General features: G+C 34.3%; 20 protein-coding genes and 1 pseudogene. 6 read left to right on the forward strand and 15 right to left on the reverse strand.

Going from position 1 to position 19257, the window contains the following annotated elements; genetic code table 11:
* The 5 genes from LEP1GSC194_RS23115 to LEP1GSC194_RS12455 form a co-directional block, all read left to right on the forward strand.
* On the forward strand, positions 1 to 249 hold a 249-nt coding region (locus tag LEP1GSC194_RS23115), incomplete at its 5' end, for a hypothetical protein (protein WP_086005138.1).
* Complete coding sequence (locus LEP1GSC194_RS12435; RefSeq protein WP_017810296.1) at positions 246 to 1103, forward strand: IS3 family transposase; 858 nt, start codon at positions 246 to 248, stop codon at positions 1101 to 1103. The genes LEP1GSC194_RS23115 and LEP1GSC194_RS12435, both read left to right, overlap by 4 nt.
* Before the next feature lie 552 nt (positions 1104 to 1655).
* Complete coding sequence (locus tag LEP1GSC194_RS12445) at positions 1656 to 2528, forward strand: tyrosine-type recombinase/integrase (protein ID WP_020773917.1); 873 nt, start codon at positions 1656 to 1658, stop codon at positions 2526 to 2528.
* A 63-nt stretch (positions 2529 to 2591) separates the two neighbouring features.
* A complete protein-coding gene (locus LEP1GSC194_RS12450) occupies positions 2592 to 3149 on the forward strand; it encodes an HD domain-containing protein (protein ID WP_017810299.1) in 558 nt (185 codons plus the stop codon).
* The gene (locus LEP1GSC194_RS12455) at positions 3146 to 3613 is read left to right on the forward strand and encodes a hypothetical protein (RefSeq protein WP_020773928.1); all 468 of its coding nucleotides are present in this window, start codon (positions 3146 to 3148) and stop codon (positions 3611 to 3613) included. Before LEP1GSC194_RS12450 ends, LEP1GSC194_RS12455 begins: the two co-directional genes overlap by 4 nt.
* Positions 3614 to 3637: 24 nt before the next feature.
* Here LEP1GSC194_RS12455 and LEP1GSC194_RS12460 read toward each other — a convergent pair whose 3' ends face one another.
* The 12 genes from LEP1GSC194_RS12460 to LEP1GSC194_RS12520 form a co-directional block, all read right to left on the reverse strand.
* Entirely contained in the window at positions 3638 to 4219 is a 582-nt protein-coding gene (locus tag LEP1GSC194_RS12460) for a hypothetical protein (RefSeq protein WP_020773916.1), read from the reverse strand.
* A gap of 25 nt (positions 4220 to 4244) precedes the next feature.
* Entirely contained in the window at positions 4245 to 5198 is a 954-nt protein-coding gene (locus LEP1GSC194_RS12465; protein WP_020773922.1) for a DnaB-like helicase C-terminal domain-containing protein, read from the reverse strand.
* Positions 5199 to 5278: 80 nt separating this feature from the next.
* Positions 5279 to 6898: a hypothetical protein gene (locus tag LEP1GSC194_RS12470; RefSeq protein ID WP_020773923.1), complete on the reverse strand. Its 1620-nt coding sequence runs from the start codon at positions 6896 to 6898 to the stop codon at positions 5279 to 5281.
* 358 nt (positions 6899 to 7256) lie between these two features.
* Positions 7257 to 7838, reverse strand: coding sequence for a hypothetical protein (locus LEP1GSC194_RS12475; RefSeq protein WP_017807750.1), 582 nt, complete (start codon positions 7836 to 7838; stop codon positions 7257 to 7259).
* Positions 7839 to 8011: 173 nt separating this feature from the next.
* Positions 8012 to 8293, reverse strand: a complete 282-nt coding sequence (locus tag LEP1GSC194_RS12480; protein ID WP_017810008.1) for a hypothetical protein — start codon at positions 8291 to 8293, stop codon at positions 8012 to 8014.
* A gap of 791 nt (positions 8294 to 9084) precedes the next feature.
* Entirely contained in the window at positions 9085 to 10482 is a 1398-nt protein-coding gene (locus LEP1GSC194_RS12485; RefSeq protein ID WP_017810007.1) for a reverse transcriptase/maturase family protein, read from the reverse strand.
* A 33-nt stretch (positions 10483 to 10515) separates the two neighbouring features.
* Positions 10516 to 11223 (reverse strand): hypothetical protein, encoded by a 708-nt coding sequence (locus LEP1GSC194_RS22700; protein WP_017810006.1) that lies wholly within the window; start codon positions 11221 to 11223, stop codon positions 10516 to 10518.
* Between the two features lie 1294 nt (positions 11224 to 12517).
* Complete coding sequence (locus LEP1GSC194_RS12500; protein WP_036042661.1) at positions 12518 to 12706, reverse strand: hypothetical protein; 189 nt, start codon at positions 12704 to 12706, stop codon at positions 12518 to 12520.
* Positions 12707 to 12823: 117 nt separating this feature from the next.
* Complete coding sequence (locus LEP1GSC194_RS12505; protein WP_020773921.1) at positions 12824 to 13411, reverse strand: hypothetical protein; 588 nt, start codon at positions 13409 to 13411, stop codon at positions 12824 to 12826.
* Between the two features lie 192 nt (positions 13412 to 13603).
* Positions 13604 to 14752: a hypothetical protein gene (locus LEP1GSC194_RS12510; protein ID WP_036042664.1), complete on the reverse strand. Its 1149-nt coding sequence runs from the start codon at positions 14750 to 14752 to the stop codon at positions 13604 to 13606.
* Between the two features lie 101 nt (positions 14753 to 14853).
* Positions 14854 to 15501 carry a hypothetical protein gene (locus LEP1GSC194_RS12515; RefSeq protein ID WP_020773930.1) on the reverse strand — a complete coding sequence of 216 codons (648 nt, stop codon included), beginning with the start codon at positions 15499 to 15501 and terminating at the stop codon, positions 14854 to 14856.
* Positions 15502 to 15524: 23 nt separating this feature from the next.
* The gene (locus LEP1GSC194_RS12520; protein WP_020773925.1) at positions 15525 to 16097 is read right to left on the reverse strand and encodes an RNA polymerase sigma factor; all 573 of its coding nucleotides are present in this window, start codon (positions 16095 to 16097) and stop codon (positions 15525 to 15527) included.
* Positions 16098 to 16438: 341 nt separating this feature from the next.
* On the opposite strand from LEP1GSC194_RS12520, the pseudogene LEP1GSC194_RS12525 reads away from it, so the two are divergent.
* Positions 16439 to 16672: pseudogene (locus LEP1GSC194_RS12525) on the forward strand (transposase); the annotation flags it as partial.
* A gap of 76 nt (positions 16673 to 16748) precedes the next feature.
* Here LEP1GSC194_RS12525 and LEP1GSC194_RS12530 read toward each other — a convergent pair.
* The 3 genes from LEP1GSC194_RS12530 to LEP1GSC194_RS12540 all read right to left on the reverse strand — a co-directional run.
* Positions 16749 to 17633, reverse strand: coding sequence for a hypothetical protein (locus LEP1GSC194_RS12530; RefSeq protein WP_020773920.1), 885 nt, complete (start codon positions 17631 to 17633; stop codon positions 16749 to 16751).
* Positions 17634 to 17687: 54 nt separating this feature from the next.
* Positions 17688 to 18203, reverse strand: coding sequence for an ImmA/IrrE family metallo-endopeptidase (locus LEP1GSC194_RS12535; protein ID WP_036042670.1), 516 nt, complete (start codon positions 18201 to 18203; stop codon positions 17688 to 17690).
* A 453-nt stretch (positions 18204 to 18656) separates the two neighbouring features.
* Positions 18657 to 19257 (reverse strand): IS110 family transposase (locus LEP1GSC194_RS12540; protein WP_036042672.1); only part of this gene is annotated, 601 nt, incomplete at its 5' end.

Below are 19257 nucleotides of genomic sequence, written 5' to 3' on the forward strand. Positions count from 1 at the left end.
CTGATTAATTGGAAGAAAAAGTATCTGACGGATGACGGTCCGTTCCAAGATGAACTTCGAGCAGAGAATGAACGTTTAAGGAAAGAACTGATGGAAGTAAAGGAGGAGAGGGAGGAGAGGGAGGAGAGGGAGGAGAGGGAGGAGAGGGAGGAGAGGGAGGAGAGGGAGGAGAGGGAGGAGAGGGAGGAGAGGGAGGAGAGGGAGATCTTAAAAAAGTCCGTGGCCATCTTCTTGAAACCAAGAAAATGAAATATACATATATAAAAAGGAATCATTCCCCTGTAAAGAAGATATGCAAAATTCTGAATGTATCAAAGAGCGGTTACTATGAATGGTTGAAACGAGAAGATAGCGAGAGGGCAAAGTCCAATAAAAAATTGGACGAAAGGATTCGGATTCTATTTGAGGAACATGAGAATCGATCCGGGTATCTACGAATTCATCAAGACTTACGTTCGGAAGGTCTTGTTGTATCTAAGAATCGAGTTTACAGAAGAATGCGTATAATGGGCTTAAAAGCCGATCGGAAGCCTTCTTTTCGTCCTGTGACTACTGACTCGAAACATAAATTTCCTGTGGCTCCTAATCTTTTAGGTCAAGTTTTTAAGTCGGACGGATTGAATCAGATCTGGCTTTCAGATATCACGTATATTCCAATTGCTGGGAAATGGGCTTACTTATTTGCGATCAAAGATCTTTTCAATCGAGAGATCATCGGTTGGGAGTTAGGTTCGACATTGGAGACGGAGCATCTCTTGAAAGCTTTTGAGAGAGCTCTTTCTCGCAGAGGATATTCTAAAGGAGTAATATTCCATTCCGATAGAGGAGTTCAATATGCAAGCGATAACTTTAGAAAAGTATTAAATACGAATGAATTCATTCAGAGTATGAGTCGAAAAGATAACTGCTATGACAATGCTCCCATGGAATCGTTCTTTAAAACTCTAAAAGTTGAGGAGGTTTACAGAAGAAAATTCAACACAATGAAAGAAGCACAATATTTTCTGTTTGACTATATCGAAAGATATTACAACAGAAAGAGAAGACACTCGGCTTTAGGCTATCTTACACCTGTCGAGTTTCGAGAAAGAATTACTGCATAGACATGTCCGTTTTTTCGGGGGAAGTCCAAAATCTATTACCCCTTCCATACTCGTTTTGATTCTTTTATTATTGGGATCATCGCAATGGATCTTTATAGCAATGAGAAATTCCATTTCATCCTCAAGTCTAACAAAACCGTATCCTTATCCCTGAGTGGCATATTTGCTTTTCTTATAGTTATTGCTCATCTTATTGATTTCATTTCGAAAATGATCATAACCCATATATTGAAATACAACTTCATCAACATTGGATATGCCGGGTTACTTCTTTTATCCGTGAGTAGCAGTGACTCTTTCCTGAGCAAGCTATTAAGTATGAAAATCTTTAACCCGATTGCTCGATTGAGTTATATGATCTATCTTTGGCATTTCATTTTTATGGGATTTTCTTTAAAGGTTCTAAATATCAGCAAGGCGGACGGAAGTTCTCTACTCTTTCATTTGAAGTTTTTAGGAACGTTAATTCTCACAATCCTCCTCGCGATTCCTTTATACTATGTAATTGAAGTTCCATTCCAAATACTAAGAAAAAAACTTATATAGGCAATCATGAATCTTATCCGAGAAAATTCATTAACCACTTTGCAAAATCCAAAAGAATCGAACCTTAATACTCGGAACTCCTACCAACTTCACATTAATCAATTCAATACCTGGAATCAAAGTGAATCAATAACTCCAGATCGCATCCAATCATATCTCTCCTATTTAAAGATCAAAGGTGATAGGTCCGCGACAATTCGGATAGCAAAATCCGCGTTAAAAAAAGGTATAAAACAATCACTTCCCGGTAAGGCCAATAATCTCGCTTTCTTAAGTGTCTTGGACACAGTTTTCAAAGAAATGAAAGTGGATTCTACGAAATACTCATTAAACGAATCGGCTGTCTTATCAAGAAAAGAGATATCTACGCTCTGTAAAAATACACCTAAGAAGTTATCTTTAATGATTAAGGCTTTCTACAACTCTGGATTTCGAGTATCTGAACTAACTCGGATTCGAATTAAAGACTGTTTTGTTTCGAATGACTCTCTTGCTATTACTATAATCAGAAAACGTGGCAAAGAAGTAACCATCCAAAACGCATTTCCTATAAAACTCTACGAAGCCATTCTAAAAACATTCCACAGTGAATTTATAAAACCCAAGGATTACCTATTTAAGAACCTGAGATCAATCAACGGGTACTATTCAAGACAGTTCCTATGGCAGGAGATTAACAAATACTCTAGACGTATATTAGGCAAAAATTATTCAGTGCATGACTTACGTCATTCACATGCGAGTAGCCTCCTTTTAGCAGGAGAGAAAATTCCAGCTATCGCCTTACGCCTATCTCATGAAGACATTAGCACCACTGCGAAGTATTATTTACACGCACAACTAAATCCAAAAACCTTAAATAAAGTATTTATCAATTAATAAGGGCATAAGCCGAAGATCAATGGTCGCAACAGACTTCAGATTAAGGAGATTTATTGACTGATGATTAGATTCAATACATTTAATGACGCTCTAAATTTTCAAAAATTTTTAAATGCACCCGAACGCCTCATCAATCATCATATCAGAGTCCTTGAGACTTTTGATAGCATCCTCTTAGAACTACCGCTTTCAATGAAAATGACTATTGATAAAAAACTAGGTCAAATTCTTTGCGTGGTTCATGATATTGGTAAAATTTACATTCCAGAAGAATTATATGAGCCAGGCCATCTCCATGAAAAATTCGGAAAAGAATTTTTATCATCCTGGGGAATCGATTCTTCCATCTACACTATTTGTGAGACTCACGGAGAATGGCGTAATTATTCCCCTAGTCTCGAAGAATCGCTTGCCATACTCTCTGACAGATTATGGAGAGGAGCCAGAGACAGTGAATTAGAAGAAATGATTGCTCACCTTCTTTGCGAAAAAACCAATCAATCGTTCTGGGATATTTATTTATTCTTAAATTCCATATTTGAGAAAATTGCAACCCAAGGAACGATTCAAATTCAGCAGGACGCTCTTTTGCACAAAATTAAGAGGGAACATTTATGAAGAATAATAACGAATCGCGAATTACAGGAAGGTTGTTTATCGATCCGTATGAAGAAAATGGAATTCCAGAGAAATGTAATCAGAGAATAGAGTATTCTGATTCAAACGCAAGCTGGAGACTTTGGCACGGGGTTACTGAAGAATTTAATGAGATCTTCTTCTTCGCGGAATTACGAATAAAAAACACGCATCTGATCCCAAAGATTTTCGATCGAAATCCTAAATACACTTCAAATGAAAATTGGTTTCTTTTGAAAGATCAGGAGAATACTTATGATATCTATGAAAAGAATCGTTTCTTTCTGGGCGGTATAGCCGAAGCTACACAACTTGGAATTCCTTTTAAAGAAGAATTCCAAGAATTATTCTGTTTCCATCGTCAGGAACCGTATGAGGAGTTCTTAAATAGTACGCATAAGTTATTAACGACCTTTAATAGCAAATTAAAACAAGGAATTCAATAGCTATTCATTGCCTTTACTTTGAAATTAGCTCATGAATATATCGCATATTTCGGGAGATTTATAGAATTTATTAGTATCTCCTATAAATCCAATTATACCTCGTAAGTATCTACGTACTTTACGAACTGGAGTTCCATTTGACTTTATAGTAAAATCATGTTCAGAGATCTCTGTAGCGTCATCGAAGATTTCCCTATTTTGATAATTTCCAGGGCCAATTTCGGATAGTGTTTCCCTAAATCCATCCCTATATTGAGGTTCCCCGACTGGAGATACACTATTCAAAAAAAGGATGAAAATAGACTGGCTTAGATCTTCCGGTCTATGAAATTCAAGCTTTAAAGGATTAACGAGATAAAAGGTATCTAAAGATTCCAAAAGCTCAATTGTGTTTCGCTCATGGCCTTTGCTTACAAAATTTAAATCTAAGCTTATACCGTCTATGAGGACCATATCATTTTTCGTTTCCGATATTTTCTTTAGAATTTGGTAAATTCTCTCTCTATTATTCCAAGTGTAATTTTTGCAGATATATCCGTCATCGCCCTTTAGCTCTTCAAGAGAATGAACCATAGCGACCCAATCTAAAGTTTTTAATAATTCCATTATACTTTTCCTATTATTCTAAACTTCACGAAGCTACATCGTACATTGACTTATATTCTGCTATAGGTATAATAGAGAGACCATTCACACCGGTAAAAACAAAATCAGCGTAACCGTCTTGCCCATCGTTAGATTTAGCGATATGAATTCTCATAATGTCATTATCAAAATAATTATCCATGATTTTACCCTCCTCTCTCGCTTTCATCAACTTCGGTCTATTCAAAATAAGCACGTCTCGCGCCCTTTCTTTATAGGCCGCAGACCCCTTGAGATTCTTTAATCCTAACTGAAAAAGACCATTCTTATTGCCACTACCTGATCTTTGATCATTTTCGTTTGTCTGAACTATTCCAATCAAATGAACCGGTAAGGATTTAATTATCCGGTGCAACTTATCAATCGAACTTTGGATCTCGATTTGTGACACTCCCCAATCTGAAATCAAAGATAACAAATCAATTATCAATACAAAGTAACCATCATCAGGCAGAAGATTTAGAGACTTAAAGTGGTTTTGGATTAACGGAATCAATTTCGGCAAATGCTCTAAAGAAACATTTGGATTATCATTAAAATAATATCGTTTTAATAATTCATTTTGCTTCATGAGCTCTTGCATAAACTCTACTTTGGATTTTTCACTACTTGTCACACTATCAAAATAGGATTTATCTTTGCCGAGTAACATAGAAAACAATCGCTCATGATTTCTTATATTAGTCATTTCTAACGATAATTTCGCAACACAAGTATTCTTGCGTAACAAGCCTATCTCCATCGCTAATGAAAACAGAGACTTACCAGAACCGGATTCACCTGCCAATATAGTCATCTCACCCTTGCCAGCAGGACTATCTATAAAACTATCTAAAGAATCAAAACCTAAAGAGCGTTTAGGCTTACCATTACTTCTCGAATTTAATTCTTTTATAAATTCTTTCACAACCTGACTATAGTCTTCATTTTCTTCCAGCATTACACTTCCTTCATTTACCAATATTCTCATTCTCCTTTTTATTATTCATTGTTACTATTATCGCTCACATAATATATATTTCACATGAGGGGAGCCCCAAGCTCAACCTCATGTGTTATTGAAATAGTAGGATCCATGTATTTATTCCCACTATTGTATTCATTCACATAATTCAACTTAAACTGTTTACAAGATGATCCATTTTCATTCTTAAAATAATCCCCACATTTAGAGAATAAATCTAACTCATTATAAATTACTGATCTCAAAGTATTTGAAGCTCCTTTCAGAGAGTGAAATTCTTTAGCCTTGTCAACGTAATTTAATGGAAACTGAACTCCATGTTTTAATCTTTCTTTTGTTTCTCTTTTTAGATTTGCTTTCGCCGAAATTGTTCTCGGATTTTTACATTCATAATTATGTTTGCCAACAAATTCTTGAGTCATAATATTTAGATTTTGTTTCTTGATATTTTTATTCCGATTTCTACCTACAGCCTCTTCGATATTAAATTCATCTAATTCAGTCAAAAGTTCCAAATTGCTAAAGAATCCTAAACTATCTCTATAACTTGTCCCGAACTCCTTATATTTTTTAATCGCGTATTCATATATACTTTTTAGAATCTTATCCTGTTTTTGGATAGACGCTCCTGATAATTCGGTCAGATCTTTACTATCAACATTACATGCGAACACTATTCTTTTAAACGTATCATAGGTTTCTGAATTACCCACACATCTAAATGCTAATTTCCAAAGTAATTTTTCACCAGCGACTCGATTACCGGCGGTTATTTTGATATCATCATATCCAATCGGAATCTTTGTACCAGTTACACCAATACGTTCCCATATATGAGCGCCATTTTCCAATGGCCTAAATTCTAAGGGCAAAAGTTCAGGACTCCCTATTCTAAGGTCTTGCACTACTTCCTCAAAATTAACAATGCAATCTTTCGAATCCAATTTTTCTTTTACCCAACAATAGACTTCGTCTATATCACGAGATTCCTTCGCTAATTCTACATTATTACCTACATAATCTGCACCCAATGGCAATCTCACACATTTACTGAGACAATCGCGTATATCGATACCGGAGATAAAAGAATGATTTTTTTGTAAGAATTCTTTTACTAATCTTCCAAAGGATTCAACGTGAAATGATTTATTAATATAATAGAACACATGAAATCCTCGATCTAACATCGAGTATTCTGAATACAGTGGGTATACTCCAGTTAGATTATAGAGGCACTCTATGATCATATACAGCGCGCGTCGAGAACCCTTAGCCCAATTTGAATTGTGCATATCTACATCTATGCAAATCACATGACTATTAGGATGTTGAAAAAGGGCGATGTTTCCGATTCTATTTTTGAGTATGGAATTATTATTGAGTCGATAGTCGGGATCAATGAGCAATGAATCAAAATGTTTAATGATGGAACGGCGCAATTGCCATTTATGTTTTGGAGAAATACTTTTATAGGTCAGATCTGGAGCAATTATCGCCACTCTTGTATTGGGTCCAGAGTCATCATCAGTTGCGACTGTTTCATGCCTATTTAAACGAACATCGAATCCTAGCGACTGAACCAATTTAAAGATTAGGTCATTACGAGCTTGCTTAAGCGATTTATCTTCTACATTATTTTGTATACATTTATTTAAATTTTGTTCTTCTGTTGCCAATATGAATTCCATTATTTTTATATAAAAGAATGCATCAACGGATTTTCTTCGAAAAACTAGCGGTTCTAAAATTTAATTTTGTTGACAAAAAAATATTTTAAACCAAAATTCTATTTAATGTTTCTTTAATGTGTTTACAAATTTGTATTCAATTTACATTATTCTAATTTAAATTTATTTAAACAATATCTTTAGATTTGCACATGATCATTCTAAGTGATTGCAAGAAAGCGTTTAATCCATTTTCCTGAAAATCGGGAACCTGTTGTTAATTCCGTAGAATAAACGCCTTTGCATGAATGTTATAGTTTCTGTTTTTTATCGATATCGGACTGATACCACTTTGTCCCAAATTAGGTTAATCGTTCATCTTTAGCCAAGGATAGATTTCATAAATCTTTTTAGTGATCATCTCCTTTAGGTATTGATAAGCACGAAATTTTCCGACTTTACCGTAAAGACTTGCGATAGTTTCATCATAGTGAGTCAATTCATGTCGAACAAAGTTTTCAGTAATTCTTCTAACAAAATCCCAGCTATCAGATTCATTTGCTACTTGATCAGAGCCTTGGAGTTGCTTTCTTAAATTATAGCTCTGGACCGCTTTCCTGATTAGTTCCTCTCTCGAATATTCCTCTATAGTAATTTCAATTTGTTTTATAGATTCTTTTAAGCTTTCTTTCTTCTTTTCAACGGCCCGTATACTTCCGGAAGTCCTCTTTCTATTCTTCTCAATAAATTCTTTAAATTGATCGGAATTTTCGACCATCAAGATCCGGGATAGCAAGTAACGCTTCATCGGAGCCGCTTTCTTGTAATATGGATTTTTCGCCGTTTTATCCGGTTCACCTAGAAAATTGCCAATGGCGGCATCGGTCCATCCATACCTATCTTTTAATTTTGACACTGATAGGAATTGTAATTTTTCTTCTTTCTGCATATAAAACTCTCCGCTAATCTAAATTTTTGACTTTCGATACAACACAAAGAAATGAAACTAAGCCGATTCAATCTTCAAAATAAATTTATCAAGAAACGGATAGAAAACTTTGGCTCGTAATTTTGTATTGCTATATTATAATATCGACAAACATTCATACGAGCCAACTTTTGTTACTCGTAACGACCCTCCGCCAACCAAGGATAAGTTTTAAGAGCCTCTTGAACGGTTCTATCGATCAACAAATAAAATGCTTTTCCAACCTCTTTTAGCTTATAGAAGCAATCCCTTCGTGAGGTTAAACATTCCAATGTATACGGCCTAGCGATTTCAATTATTTGATCATCATATCTAATGTAACCTTCCAAATATTGATATCTATCAATCGCTTCAGTAATTAATTTTTTCTTGGACACTCGCGCTACTATAATTGGACATGTTTCGGCAAATTCCATAGAATTAATTTCCTTGTTTTTCAATTTCAAAGAGAGCGTTACCATTAATACTTCTACAATGTCACATTAGCCATAGTAGAATTAATTGAAGGCAGAGGCAAAATTCTAAGACCAATTGAATGATCAAATTGAAGACCATCATTCATTGATATTTTTAAAAGTGCTTTAGGAGAATAAGGTCTCCGTAAATGAAATAGGATTCAATATTCTACATAGACATAAACTTCAATCGGGATCACTCTTTTTGCAAAAGATATCTGACAAAATCATCTATGTCCTTATATAATTGCACTCTTTCATTCCAAACCTTTTATCTAATCGTCGTAAATTATTACCATAACACCCTCATTTTGTTAATATTCTAATGCAAATTCGAGCCAAAAGCTCTTTTAATATCCTCGTTTCAATTTTATGAATTTAATTTCCATGAATCGTATTCCCCTCATTCAAAGGGAATTTCTAATTCATCTCTAAGACCGAGACGTATTAATACAGAATCGTTGTCCCAAAATTCTATAAAATTCCTGCATTCCATTACTCTGGTTGTTGTATTTACTTTTCTGTATTCTTCTCTATAGTATTCTGTAGTTCTTATTAAGTTTCTTTGTTTCTATTGTTAATTATTCTTATATGTTCTAAGTGTTTTGTATTGGATTTGTTGTTGTAATAATGAATTATTTTAATTCTCTGTTTTGTGTTTTTAATTTTATATTGATTTGGTTGTTCTTTAAAGTTTTAGTTTTAGTTTTGTTCTTTAGTTATTGTTAATTTGTTTTGTTATTGCTATCGAGTTAATTTATATGTTTGATTAACCTCCTTTCTATATACTTTCTAACATTTCTCCTTTGATAATTTTCCATTTTCATAGAGAATAATACTTCTTTTAATTCAGGTAAGAATTCCCTATTCAATTCCTTTATGAAAGCTCTGTCCTGAGATCTTATTAGATAATTTGTATACGAATTTATGTATTTATTGATCATCATGTAAAAATTCATATTGAGGATATACTTTGGAATGTCCTTTTGGCCTTGAGGATCAGATAGGAATAGTTTAGTTTCCATTGAACTCGCGATACTATCCAATAATTTACCCTGACGTTTCCTTATCTTATCTGCACTAGGAAGGGCTATGTATTTACCTTCTTTGAATTCTATCTTGTATCCCAGGAAAAATATGGGTTCTTCCTTTGAGTTCCTAATCGGCTCACCCGTTTTAGTTGAAATGCGGAGACCATTATTGCCCAAAACTTCGGAAATGAATTCTTTAATCTCTTCAGCCTCATTTAGGGTCTTAGTAAAGCACAGGAAATCATCTGCAAAGCGCACATAAGCCATTTTACTGTGTTTTTGGAGGAGAGGTATATCAAGGATTGTATGGAGGAAAATATTACTTAGAATAGGCCCTAAAATTGATCCTTGAGGGGTTCCAAGTGGGTTCTCGACCATTTCTGAATCAACTATTTTAATCGATTTTAGAAATCCTTCGATTAGATTGAGTAACTCTTCATTCTTGATTTGCTTACGCAGAATATTTATTAGATGTCCATGCGGGATCGAATCAAAGTATTTACGAATATCGATTACTACTGCGTAATTATTCTCGTCCTTGTTCAATTCCGATTCTATATAGTCAACACCGTCAAAAGAACTACGTCCAACTCTATATCCAAAACTATTGTCTACAAATTGTGGTTCATAGATTTGCTCTAAGACTTCTGAGATGATTTTTTGAAAAATTTTGTCTTTGGTTGTAAAGATTCCTATTTCTCGATAATCTTCCGGAGAACCTTTCTCCTTCAATTTTCTGTGAATCTTATAACGATCCCATTTGTGTCCATTTTTTTTGAAATCTGCATTCAACTGATAACAGTAGGATGCGCCATAACTCATAATGCGATAAACATCCTTGTTATCAATTCCAGGAGCGGATTTGCGATTTAGTTTTTGGATTGCTTCCCCTATTATACGAGGAGAGATCATTTGGTTTAATGATAGATCAAAAGATCCGGTTTTTATGAATCTTTCTTTTACTTCGTTTTGGAGATCGGCGAGAGCGTTGCCTGTTAATTCTTTAACAGTATTTCGATAATTCCAAGTAGCATTCGTTTTTTCTTCGGTTCGTAATTCACCGAATTTATTGAACCTATAATCATTTAATTCATCTAGTCTATTTTTAGTTTTTTCCATTCATTAGGAACTCCTATTGTTTTTAGTTAGTAATCAAGCGACTTTATTATTTTGTAATATTTCTATTAAATAGACATTACGAGAAACAGATACAGGTGTATTTAAAGCTGGAGAAAGACTGTATTTTCGTATCACCTCATTTTTAAATTCGCTAAATGATCCTTGATCATCGATATTCCATTTGCTCTCAAACGAAGAATTAAAATTACTATCAAATACATACTTATTGAACAGATCGGAGACTTTAAATCTATTCGATTCCGACAATATGTAACGAGTAATAATATGTTCATTGATATATGCATGAGCCGCGTCGATACATCTATGATTATGAGCAAACTCAACTTGAGCAATTCTCAAGAAATATTCCAATTCGATACAATTCAAGAATTGATCCAATACTAACACAGCTCGGATTCTCAAGCCGGTTTCAGACTCAACCTCGTAGATATATACCGCTGAATCGGCAAACGTTTTCACCACCTCATCAAAACTCTCATATTCGGAAATATTCAGAATTACAATTTCCGTCCCAAGAACGTTCTCGCTCTTCCTATGGTTCTGACCATTTTTTGCAACCACTGGCCATATACATTTCTTGCTATCAATATCATTGATTAATTGTTCAATTGTGGTTGCTTTTTGCAAATAGCCTTTCGTAAATGCATGTGATCGAGGACTCTTGACTACACCATTTGATACATTGTATTTTATAAGTTTTTTATTGACATTTTTTTCCATATAACTCCTTTTTACATCCACCAATTTTCAAAAAATAAATCAGAATATAAATGTCATTTCATTTTTCATAGAGATATAAAAATTATTTTGTTGACAATATTTCTATTGTATTCCGTTTCCATAATTCTTTTAGAAACATCAGATTATTTGTATACATTTTTCTGTTTTCTGGCTTTGCCACGATAAAATCGAACAGTGCAACTTAAGCTAAAAAACTTTCGAATAGTTTATTGAAATTTATTTTTCAAACCCAAACTTGGTATCGCACTGATAAGACGATATCTATACTATCGTCTTATGTCGGACGAGTAGCGATGAATGAATTTGAAGTTTAAACCTTTTTAAGTTCTTATGGAATTGAGAAAAATATGAAGACTGATCTACTTTACGAAAAAACTGTTCTTACCGGTAATAATAAGGAGTAATGACCGTTAACCTAATTTGTTTGAAAACAGTCGGCTCTAACTTCCCTTAGTCCAATATTAATGGGAAAGGATATTTTTAGATATGTTCATCCAAATTTTCTACTGAAGGATTTTACCGAAGCTCGGATTCGCACTATCAAAAGCGAAGAAAGGGCTTTGCGTAATCCATCATCCTTTCTTTTTTATTTTTGAATTGTGCGCTGAATTGTCTTATACTAGTAGTTTTTTAGGGTTAAAATCAACAACTTCAGTATGATCATCATAGATTTCAGTCAAACAGGGAATATCAAAGAAAGCATGATCTAAGATTCCCATAGATTTGTATCGATCTTGCTCTTCCTTAATTCCGTCTATATGAATTCAATTTTCTCGCATTGTTGTTTCAGGTTCAATGATTTCCGCGAATATTTGGTAAGGAGTAGCCTCATCTAATTTCTGAAGGTATATTTTTGTATTCTGAGCTTGGGGTAGTAGAAATTTGAAATCTCGCGTTTTGTTTTTCACCATCGAATCATAGAAGTTATTCAAGACCCGAAGTATTCCATTGAATTTGATCTTTCCTACACTATCGATTTCTTTCCATACACCGTTATTCATAATTCAATAGCTCATATTTATTACTGAAATTACTCCTATTGTCCAAAGGAAAGTGGCAGTAAACTCGATTGGATGACTTATTTTAATTCACCTTTAACGGTTGCGAAATTCATAACTCCTATACTATTTCAAGATGTTTTCCGGCAATGAATTCTCCGATAAATGGAATTGGTTCTTTACAGAAGCAACTTTGAATCCTTAATTTTTGAGACAAATTCTAATTTAAAGACAGAATTTTAGCTACTTTATTATATTCGTTATGAGTAAGAAAATTAGAGTATCTCTTCGGAAATCACTGTAACATCACAATAATCGTCTCCATGTTCATCCTTAAGCTGGTTGACTGCTTGATTCCATGATCCTGCTATAACTTCTTTTTTAACAATATAAGTCATTTGCCGATCATTCTTTTTTCTTAAACGCAAATTTACTAAATATTTTTTATCATCAAAGAATCCCATATTCAAATTCTCCTTTTTTATCCTTGTAGTTCAAATTTACCTTTTATGCAAAAATTTTATTATATAATCGCTTCTTGAATACTCGCACTTAAATGAAAAAGCATATTAAAAGCATTCTTAATTAGAAATCTTATTAATTGTCAGAATCGATGCATAAGAGGCGGCTTGTAATGATAACACGCCTCCACTATCTTGAAAGCATTGCAATTTGATCGTATCACCTTTGTTGAACCTTGCATTCGTTCCAACACTTGCTTCAATCTGATATGCCCCAAACCCAGAGGCGGGCAAGGAAGATGCGGCAACTACGTATACATTACTTAAGCCATCGTTCACAATGAGATTTGTTTTACGAACGCCTATTGTATTCGCTGCATATTCAACTTCACCAATCACGCTATAGATTCCAGTAGCTGGAATAGTCAATCGATCAGATAAACTAGAATTATAATAACCACCTGTATCATAATCGACCTCGCTAAAGGGAATGATTGTATAAGCACCGTGTGCTAATGGAATTGAATTTCGATTTCGGATTCTTGCTACAGAACTTTCAGAAACAATCGAAGTATTTGAAGTATTCGCAATCAAGGAAAGAGCAACTGCTAAATCGGCGTTGTTATTTGCATTTTGAACATTGTCCGTATTACAATTGAATAGAGAGATAGCTAAAGCCATTAGTACGAAACAGATATGAACTTTCATTCTTTTACATCCTTTTGAAGAAATTTTATTTTTGTTCGAAACGATAAGATACTGCCCACATGGACGCGAAAATCCAACCGCCTATGGTAATTATTAGCATAAATGAATAATCGATCGTGTTAAGTTTCCTATAAAAAAGAAATATAAACACGGTAGAAAGATTGTGAGAAGTTTCATTAAAAGACTCCAAATTCAATAGTTATGAAAAACTTTGTTTTCACGGATGTTTTCAAATCGATATCGAACCGGAACAAGATTCAACTTTTTCCTTCTTAAATCCTCTCTTAACTTGCAATCAACTTCAATGGGAGGTTTTTCCCAATAGATAGAATAATTTGAACAATCACCCCAAGCTTCCTTATCCTCAAAGCCATTTTCGACCTTAAAGAGTATCTCAGCTATTAAGTATCTCTGTTTTTCATAATACTCAAAGTTTCCATCCCTTTCATAATGATCCTGGCTTTGATCCCTTTCAATCCAACTTCTTTTAAACTCTTTTGCTTCGATTTGCGGAATCTGAACGCTAAATGATTTTTGCATTTCAAAGCGATCTTCTTTCATCCAATCTTGAAATCGAAAAGGTTCATTATACATTATAAATGAATAGGATTGTCTTTTGAAATCATATTCCGACCATTCAAATAAGTCTGAAAGCTGATATGGCATAATTCTAAGATAAATATACTTTTTCGTATTTTTTATTTTATGAAGTTCGTCGATGGATTCCTTAAATTTAAACTCGTCACCATCAAATTCTAATGAATTATAATACTTATATTCTATATTATTAAAGTGAGATTCTATAAATTTTCGCAATAGAGAATTTGCCTCTTTTTTCCCAGCTCTAAAGTTAAAAAAGTATCTTAACCCGTTATAAAGTTTTTCTATACTTTCAGTATCTTGAATTTCTACATTTATTATCTCATCCTGGTTAATTCCTTTTAAAAGACCCTGAGACAAATTTCTTTTTCTTTCTTTTACGAACTCAATTTTCTCATAAATTGGTGATTTATCATTTCTGCCTTTTAAACATAAAGATGCATACGACTCTTCAAATTCGTTAAGAGTCTTTTCGTCTTTAATTTGAATAGCATTCGTCAACAAATCATACGGAACTGTTTGGTAAGAAGAAATAAAAACTAACCTTCTTTTAAATTTTTCATCAAAATATGTTGATTCAGGAGGAATGGTTTTTGGATCTATATTTCCAAAATCATTACAAACATCTTTTACAGGAAAGTTACTAGCTCGCTCCATATCTGAGATACATGTAAGATTTAAAATTATGGCTAATATAAATGTAATCTGTTTGCCTTGAGGATATTGAGTTTTCAAAATCACAATCTCTCCATAATGAAACACATAGTCTCTATATGGAAATGTATAGATTCTTAGATTTTATTGCAGTTTTAGGAAAAAACGTTTTTAAAAAAAAATATAAATTAGACTTCTTCTTGGAGAAAGAAACCAACGGAAAAGATTCTTTCATTCTTGTTATTGAAGAATCTAATTTCAACTGATTGTGTGGAGAGAAGTGGGTTCTTAAAGAACTTCTTGGGACCGAGTTCATCAATTCTTTCGATAAACTGACGCTCTAACCATAACTCCGCGTAGAGTTTTTCGGTATCATTCAAAGTCAGACCGACATATTGTTCACCGGGAGTATCACCTGGAACAAGAATAAAGGTGAATTCTTTCCCTTTGATTTTTCTAGTAATTGATACGGGTCCTGGTTCACTTCCTGGATCTTTAAATTCAGCCATCAGTCCTCGGTAAACAAGGTCGTTTTGATCTGAGGTTGAAATTACTACACGATCCTTCCAAACGCGGACTAAGATTCGAAGATAGTTGGGATCATTTTCTGGAAGACTAGATTCTATGATTTTATCTGCGTTCTCAGAGGAGATTTTACTTCCTATGGATTCTAAAAAGATCACTTCTTTTATGGAAACGAACTTTAGAAATGTTTCTTTGTTTCTTCTGATCGCAGTCTCAACCCTATCCATTTCTTCATCAGAAAGCTGGCCCTCTACATATCGTAGTAAAAGTTCCTCGGAGATTTCCTCGCTTCCGTCAGAAGAATGTTTCATATTGTCTTTTTTACTGCAAAATCCTATGAAGATCTGAATTTTTTTAGCTCAACAATTGCCCGGTTGCAAAGGCTTGTAATGGTTCCAAGAGGCATTGCCATCATAACAGCAATTTCTCTGTGCTTATAACCTTTTCTACGATATAAAATGACCTGTCTGGAGGTAAAATCCAATTTTTCAATTAGGTTTTCAAATTCGTTAGAGAGTTCTCGATAATGAGTTTCCGACTCCCCTTTTTGCCAAGCTTCTTCAGCTTGCTTGCCCATTACAATTTCTACTTCTTCATCCAACCAGTCTGCCGCTTCTCTTCTTTTTAATAGCTTTCGAAATTCATTGCGAGCGACATTTCTACCGATATTTTTTAAATATACTTTAAAGGCAATCTCCGATTCACCAGTAAACCGGCGTAATAACCTAAAATCATCTTTAATTAATTCCTCTATAATTCTTTGGATAATATCCTCGGAATCACGACGACCAAAGGTCTGTACCACAATTCCATTCAACAGGCGATCATAAGTTAAGAGAAATTCCTTCCAGCTTCTGGAGTTCCCCATCAAACAGCCGTTAATTATTGTTCTAAAATCTTTTATCATTCGCAAGTCACCATAAAAAGAATTATTGAAGGAATCTCTTTCGACCGTTATCTTTCGTCAAAGGCGGCAATCATAATATTGTAGGGGGTTTTGTCAAGTCTATTCTACGCTTTGGCATACCTCTCTAAAACTTGCTTTCATTATATTCTTAAAGACTGTTGAACTGATTTTTTGGAAGATTTTGGAGTTAATTGTTAAAGTAGCCATTTTGAGTTATATGGATTTCTTTTCTGAGCCTGGGAGAACGCTATTGATTAACAATTTTTTGGAAAGATGCATTCAAGAGATTCAAAGAAAAGCAAAAGTTATCGAAGCCTTTCAGGAAGGTAGATCGCCATAAACCTAACGATCGTAAGGTGATATATACTACAAACGCCATCGAATCTATGAATGTGGGGTTAAGAAAAATTATCAAGAATCGGGGTTCGTTTCCGAATGATGAGGCAATCAGGCTTCCCTATTTAGCTTTGAATAATATGTCTAAAAAATGGACCATGCCGATTCAAGATTGGGGAAAAGCTATGAATCAATTTTCGATTATTTTTGGAGATCGATTGAAATTAGATTCGTTTTAAGAAACGTCATTTACACAAGATCGCTGACAACGCCTGAAATAATTATAACTAACTGAAAATCACAGGAAAGATTTAATTAGATTGCGTCTGGATCACTCATAGCCTTAATCGCTGCTTCTAAATCTACATCATAGCCATTTGGCGGACTATTAAAAATAGGGTCTGAGTTAATAAAAGGCCTCATAAAATACTTTGATTTTGAGTTATAAAACCCTTCTACAAATTCCTTCATATCACTTTGTTGAACTGGATTATATAATCTCGATTCACTTTCAGCGCCATTTCCAACGAATGTGTCAACCCAGAACAAGGGATAATCTTTTAATTCTGTTGGAAGTCCTTTAATGGAAACTGAACCTTCATAATAATATTTTAATTTTGAAGATCCAAATGCAGATGAAAGCAATGCTACATCGTTCGAGATAATCATCTTCCGCTGCGAAGAATATTTAGAGATTCGAAATCCGAGGTCAATATTCCTGCCTATAAAATCATATTGTAAACCTATAGAACCTAAATTGTCAGTATTATACTCGATTGGGATAATAACATTTTGAACTGGAAATCCTGCTGTCCAAACTGCTGCTTTAATTTTAAGGCCTGAATCAGAAGTTCCATCTATTGGTTTATTATTATAATCTTTTACAGCTATCTGCATTGCTTCTAATAACCAAGCGACCTGGATATGATTATATATTTCAGCAACAAAGATAATTTCATCGCCCAAAGACTTCCATATTTCGGGTTTCGGTGAGTCTATTTTATTATATTCAGAGCACCCTTCCCTAGCCTTTGTGATTCCAGTATTAAGCAGTACTGGAAATTCTGAATAAAAATCTATGAAGGCGGTGAGCCAGGTCGGTGTAAATCCAGCTTGATACTTGTGAATTGTGGAGTCGATTATATCTACGCTTAAAAATAATAATAAGCGAGGTTTAAATCTTTCGGAAAAATCTTTCAAAGATTAAAATTCTCATACGTTCGTTTGGAAGAGCAATGTTTAGAATTAAATAATTCATCTTAACTTTAAAACATCTCTTCGATATTTTGCTGCTGCCTGGGAAACCATAAATTTAGATGCTAAACTCAGAATACTACTGTCTTTATAGAATTCCGCTTTGAACACTTCTTCCGGCATTAAAAAACTCGCTGCAAACTGATCAGCCTCAATTTCGACTGGTTCTTTCCCGAATCTTTTAGCCCGAATTGGTATCGAACCAAAATCTGAATGTAATACGTAATGCCCGATCTCGTGGGCAATACTAAAACGGTTTCTTAAACGTCCTGTAAAATTTGAAATCTTAATTATGAAATTATTTTTATCAAATATTTCTATAGATGCATCTTCGGATATAGTCCAATCATCGTAGTCTTGGTATTCTATACGTCCACGAAGTTTAGAAACAACACTCTCTAAGCTACCACCAGGGATAAAAGAAATTTCCTTTGCAAAATTTGTAGCGATTACTTCAATTTTTTCGCGGTTTAGATTACTAGGGACCGGATATGGAAGATTTTCTGTTTGTTGCATAACTATATTTTATTAGTTACATTGAAAATTAGAAAGTTAAACCTCCTAATTTCATTCATTCTACAAAGGAAAACTCATATCAAAACGTGTGTCAACCCTTTGTTATAAAGTTTATAGTTTACTATCGAATTTTTAGTGAAAATACTAAACATTTAAATTTGATTAATTTAGAATCAGAAATGCTCTGATATGGCGCACCCAACCGGAGCAGTAAATATTTTTTCGCATTTTTATCATCAAATAGTTTAACTCGTTAGAGAAAAGCATTCGCGACGATTGATCAGACTGATATTCGCGGGTTGGATACCTATACATCGGGAGCTGTTCTTAGTCTAAAAACGAAGATCAAATTTGAAATTCAAAATTGCTTCAACACTGAGTCAACAAGTATTCCTCCTTTATCGTACATCTTCTCTAACGAATAAAACCATTTGATGAAACATTATTCTAACTCTAAGCTACTAGATTCATCGCTGCCCAAAGAAAACCGGATAGCTCTCGTGAGACTGCCGTTATCATTACTTGAGGTGTTTTTCCTCTTTGCTGCATATTACGAAATTTCTTGTGCAATCTTAGAGACGCTTTTTCAGCTAAAGCGACGACTAACGCAGGTTGTCCGACTCTGCGTGCAGTCACAGCTTTACTTCCCACTCCTGGATACCGATGTTGCCAAGCTGCTTCCGTTAAAATCCTTCGAAGCCTGGGACTTCCTATTTTTGTGATCCCTGTTTGTTTTCTTTTGGAGCCACTGAAATATTCTCCCGGAACCAGGCCAAGGAAACTCATGAAAGAACCGGCTGTTTTAAATCTCTTGAAATCACAGACTTCACAGAGTAAAAACATTGCAGTTAAGTAATCTACTCCTCGAAAACATCTCAAGAATCCTACTCGCTCTCTAAACGGTTCGCTTTCCGCAACTCCCCGAATCTTTCGATCCATCGCTTTTAGATTCTTTTCTTGAACTTTCACCCGGCTGTAATAGTCGTTAAACGTTTCCTGAAGGATCTCATTTTCAAAATGAAGATTATTCAACCATTTGTAGTGACTAACTGTC

The sequence above is a fragment of the Leptospira alstonii serovar Sichuan str. 79601 genome, assembly GCF_000347175.1.
In the GTDB taxonomy this organism is placed as follows: Bacteria; Spirochaetota; Leptospiria; order Leptospirales; family Leptospiraceae; genus Leptospira; species Leptospira alstonii.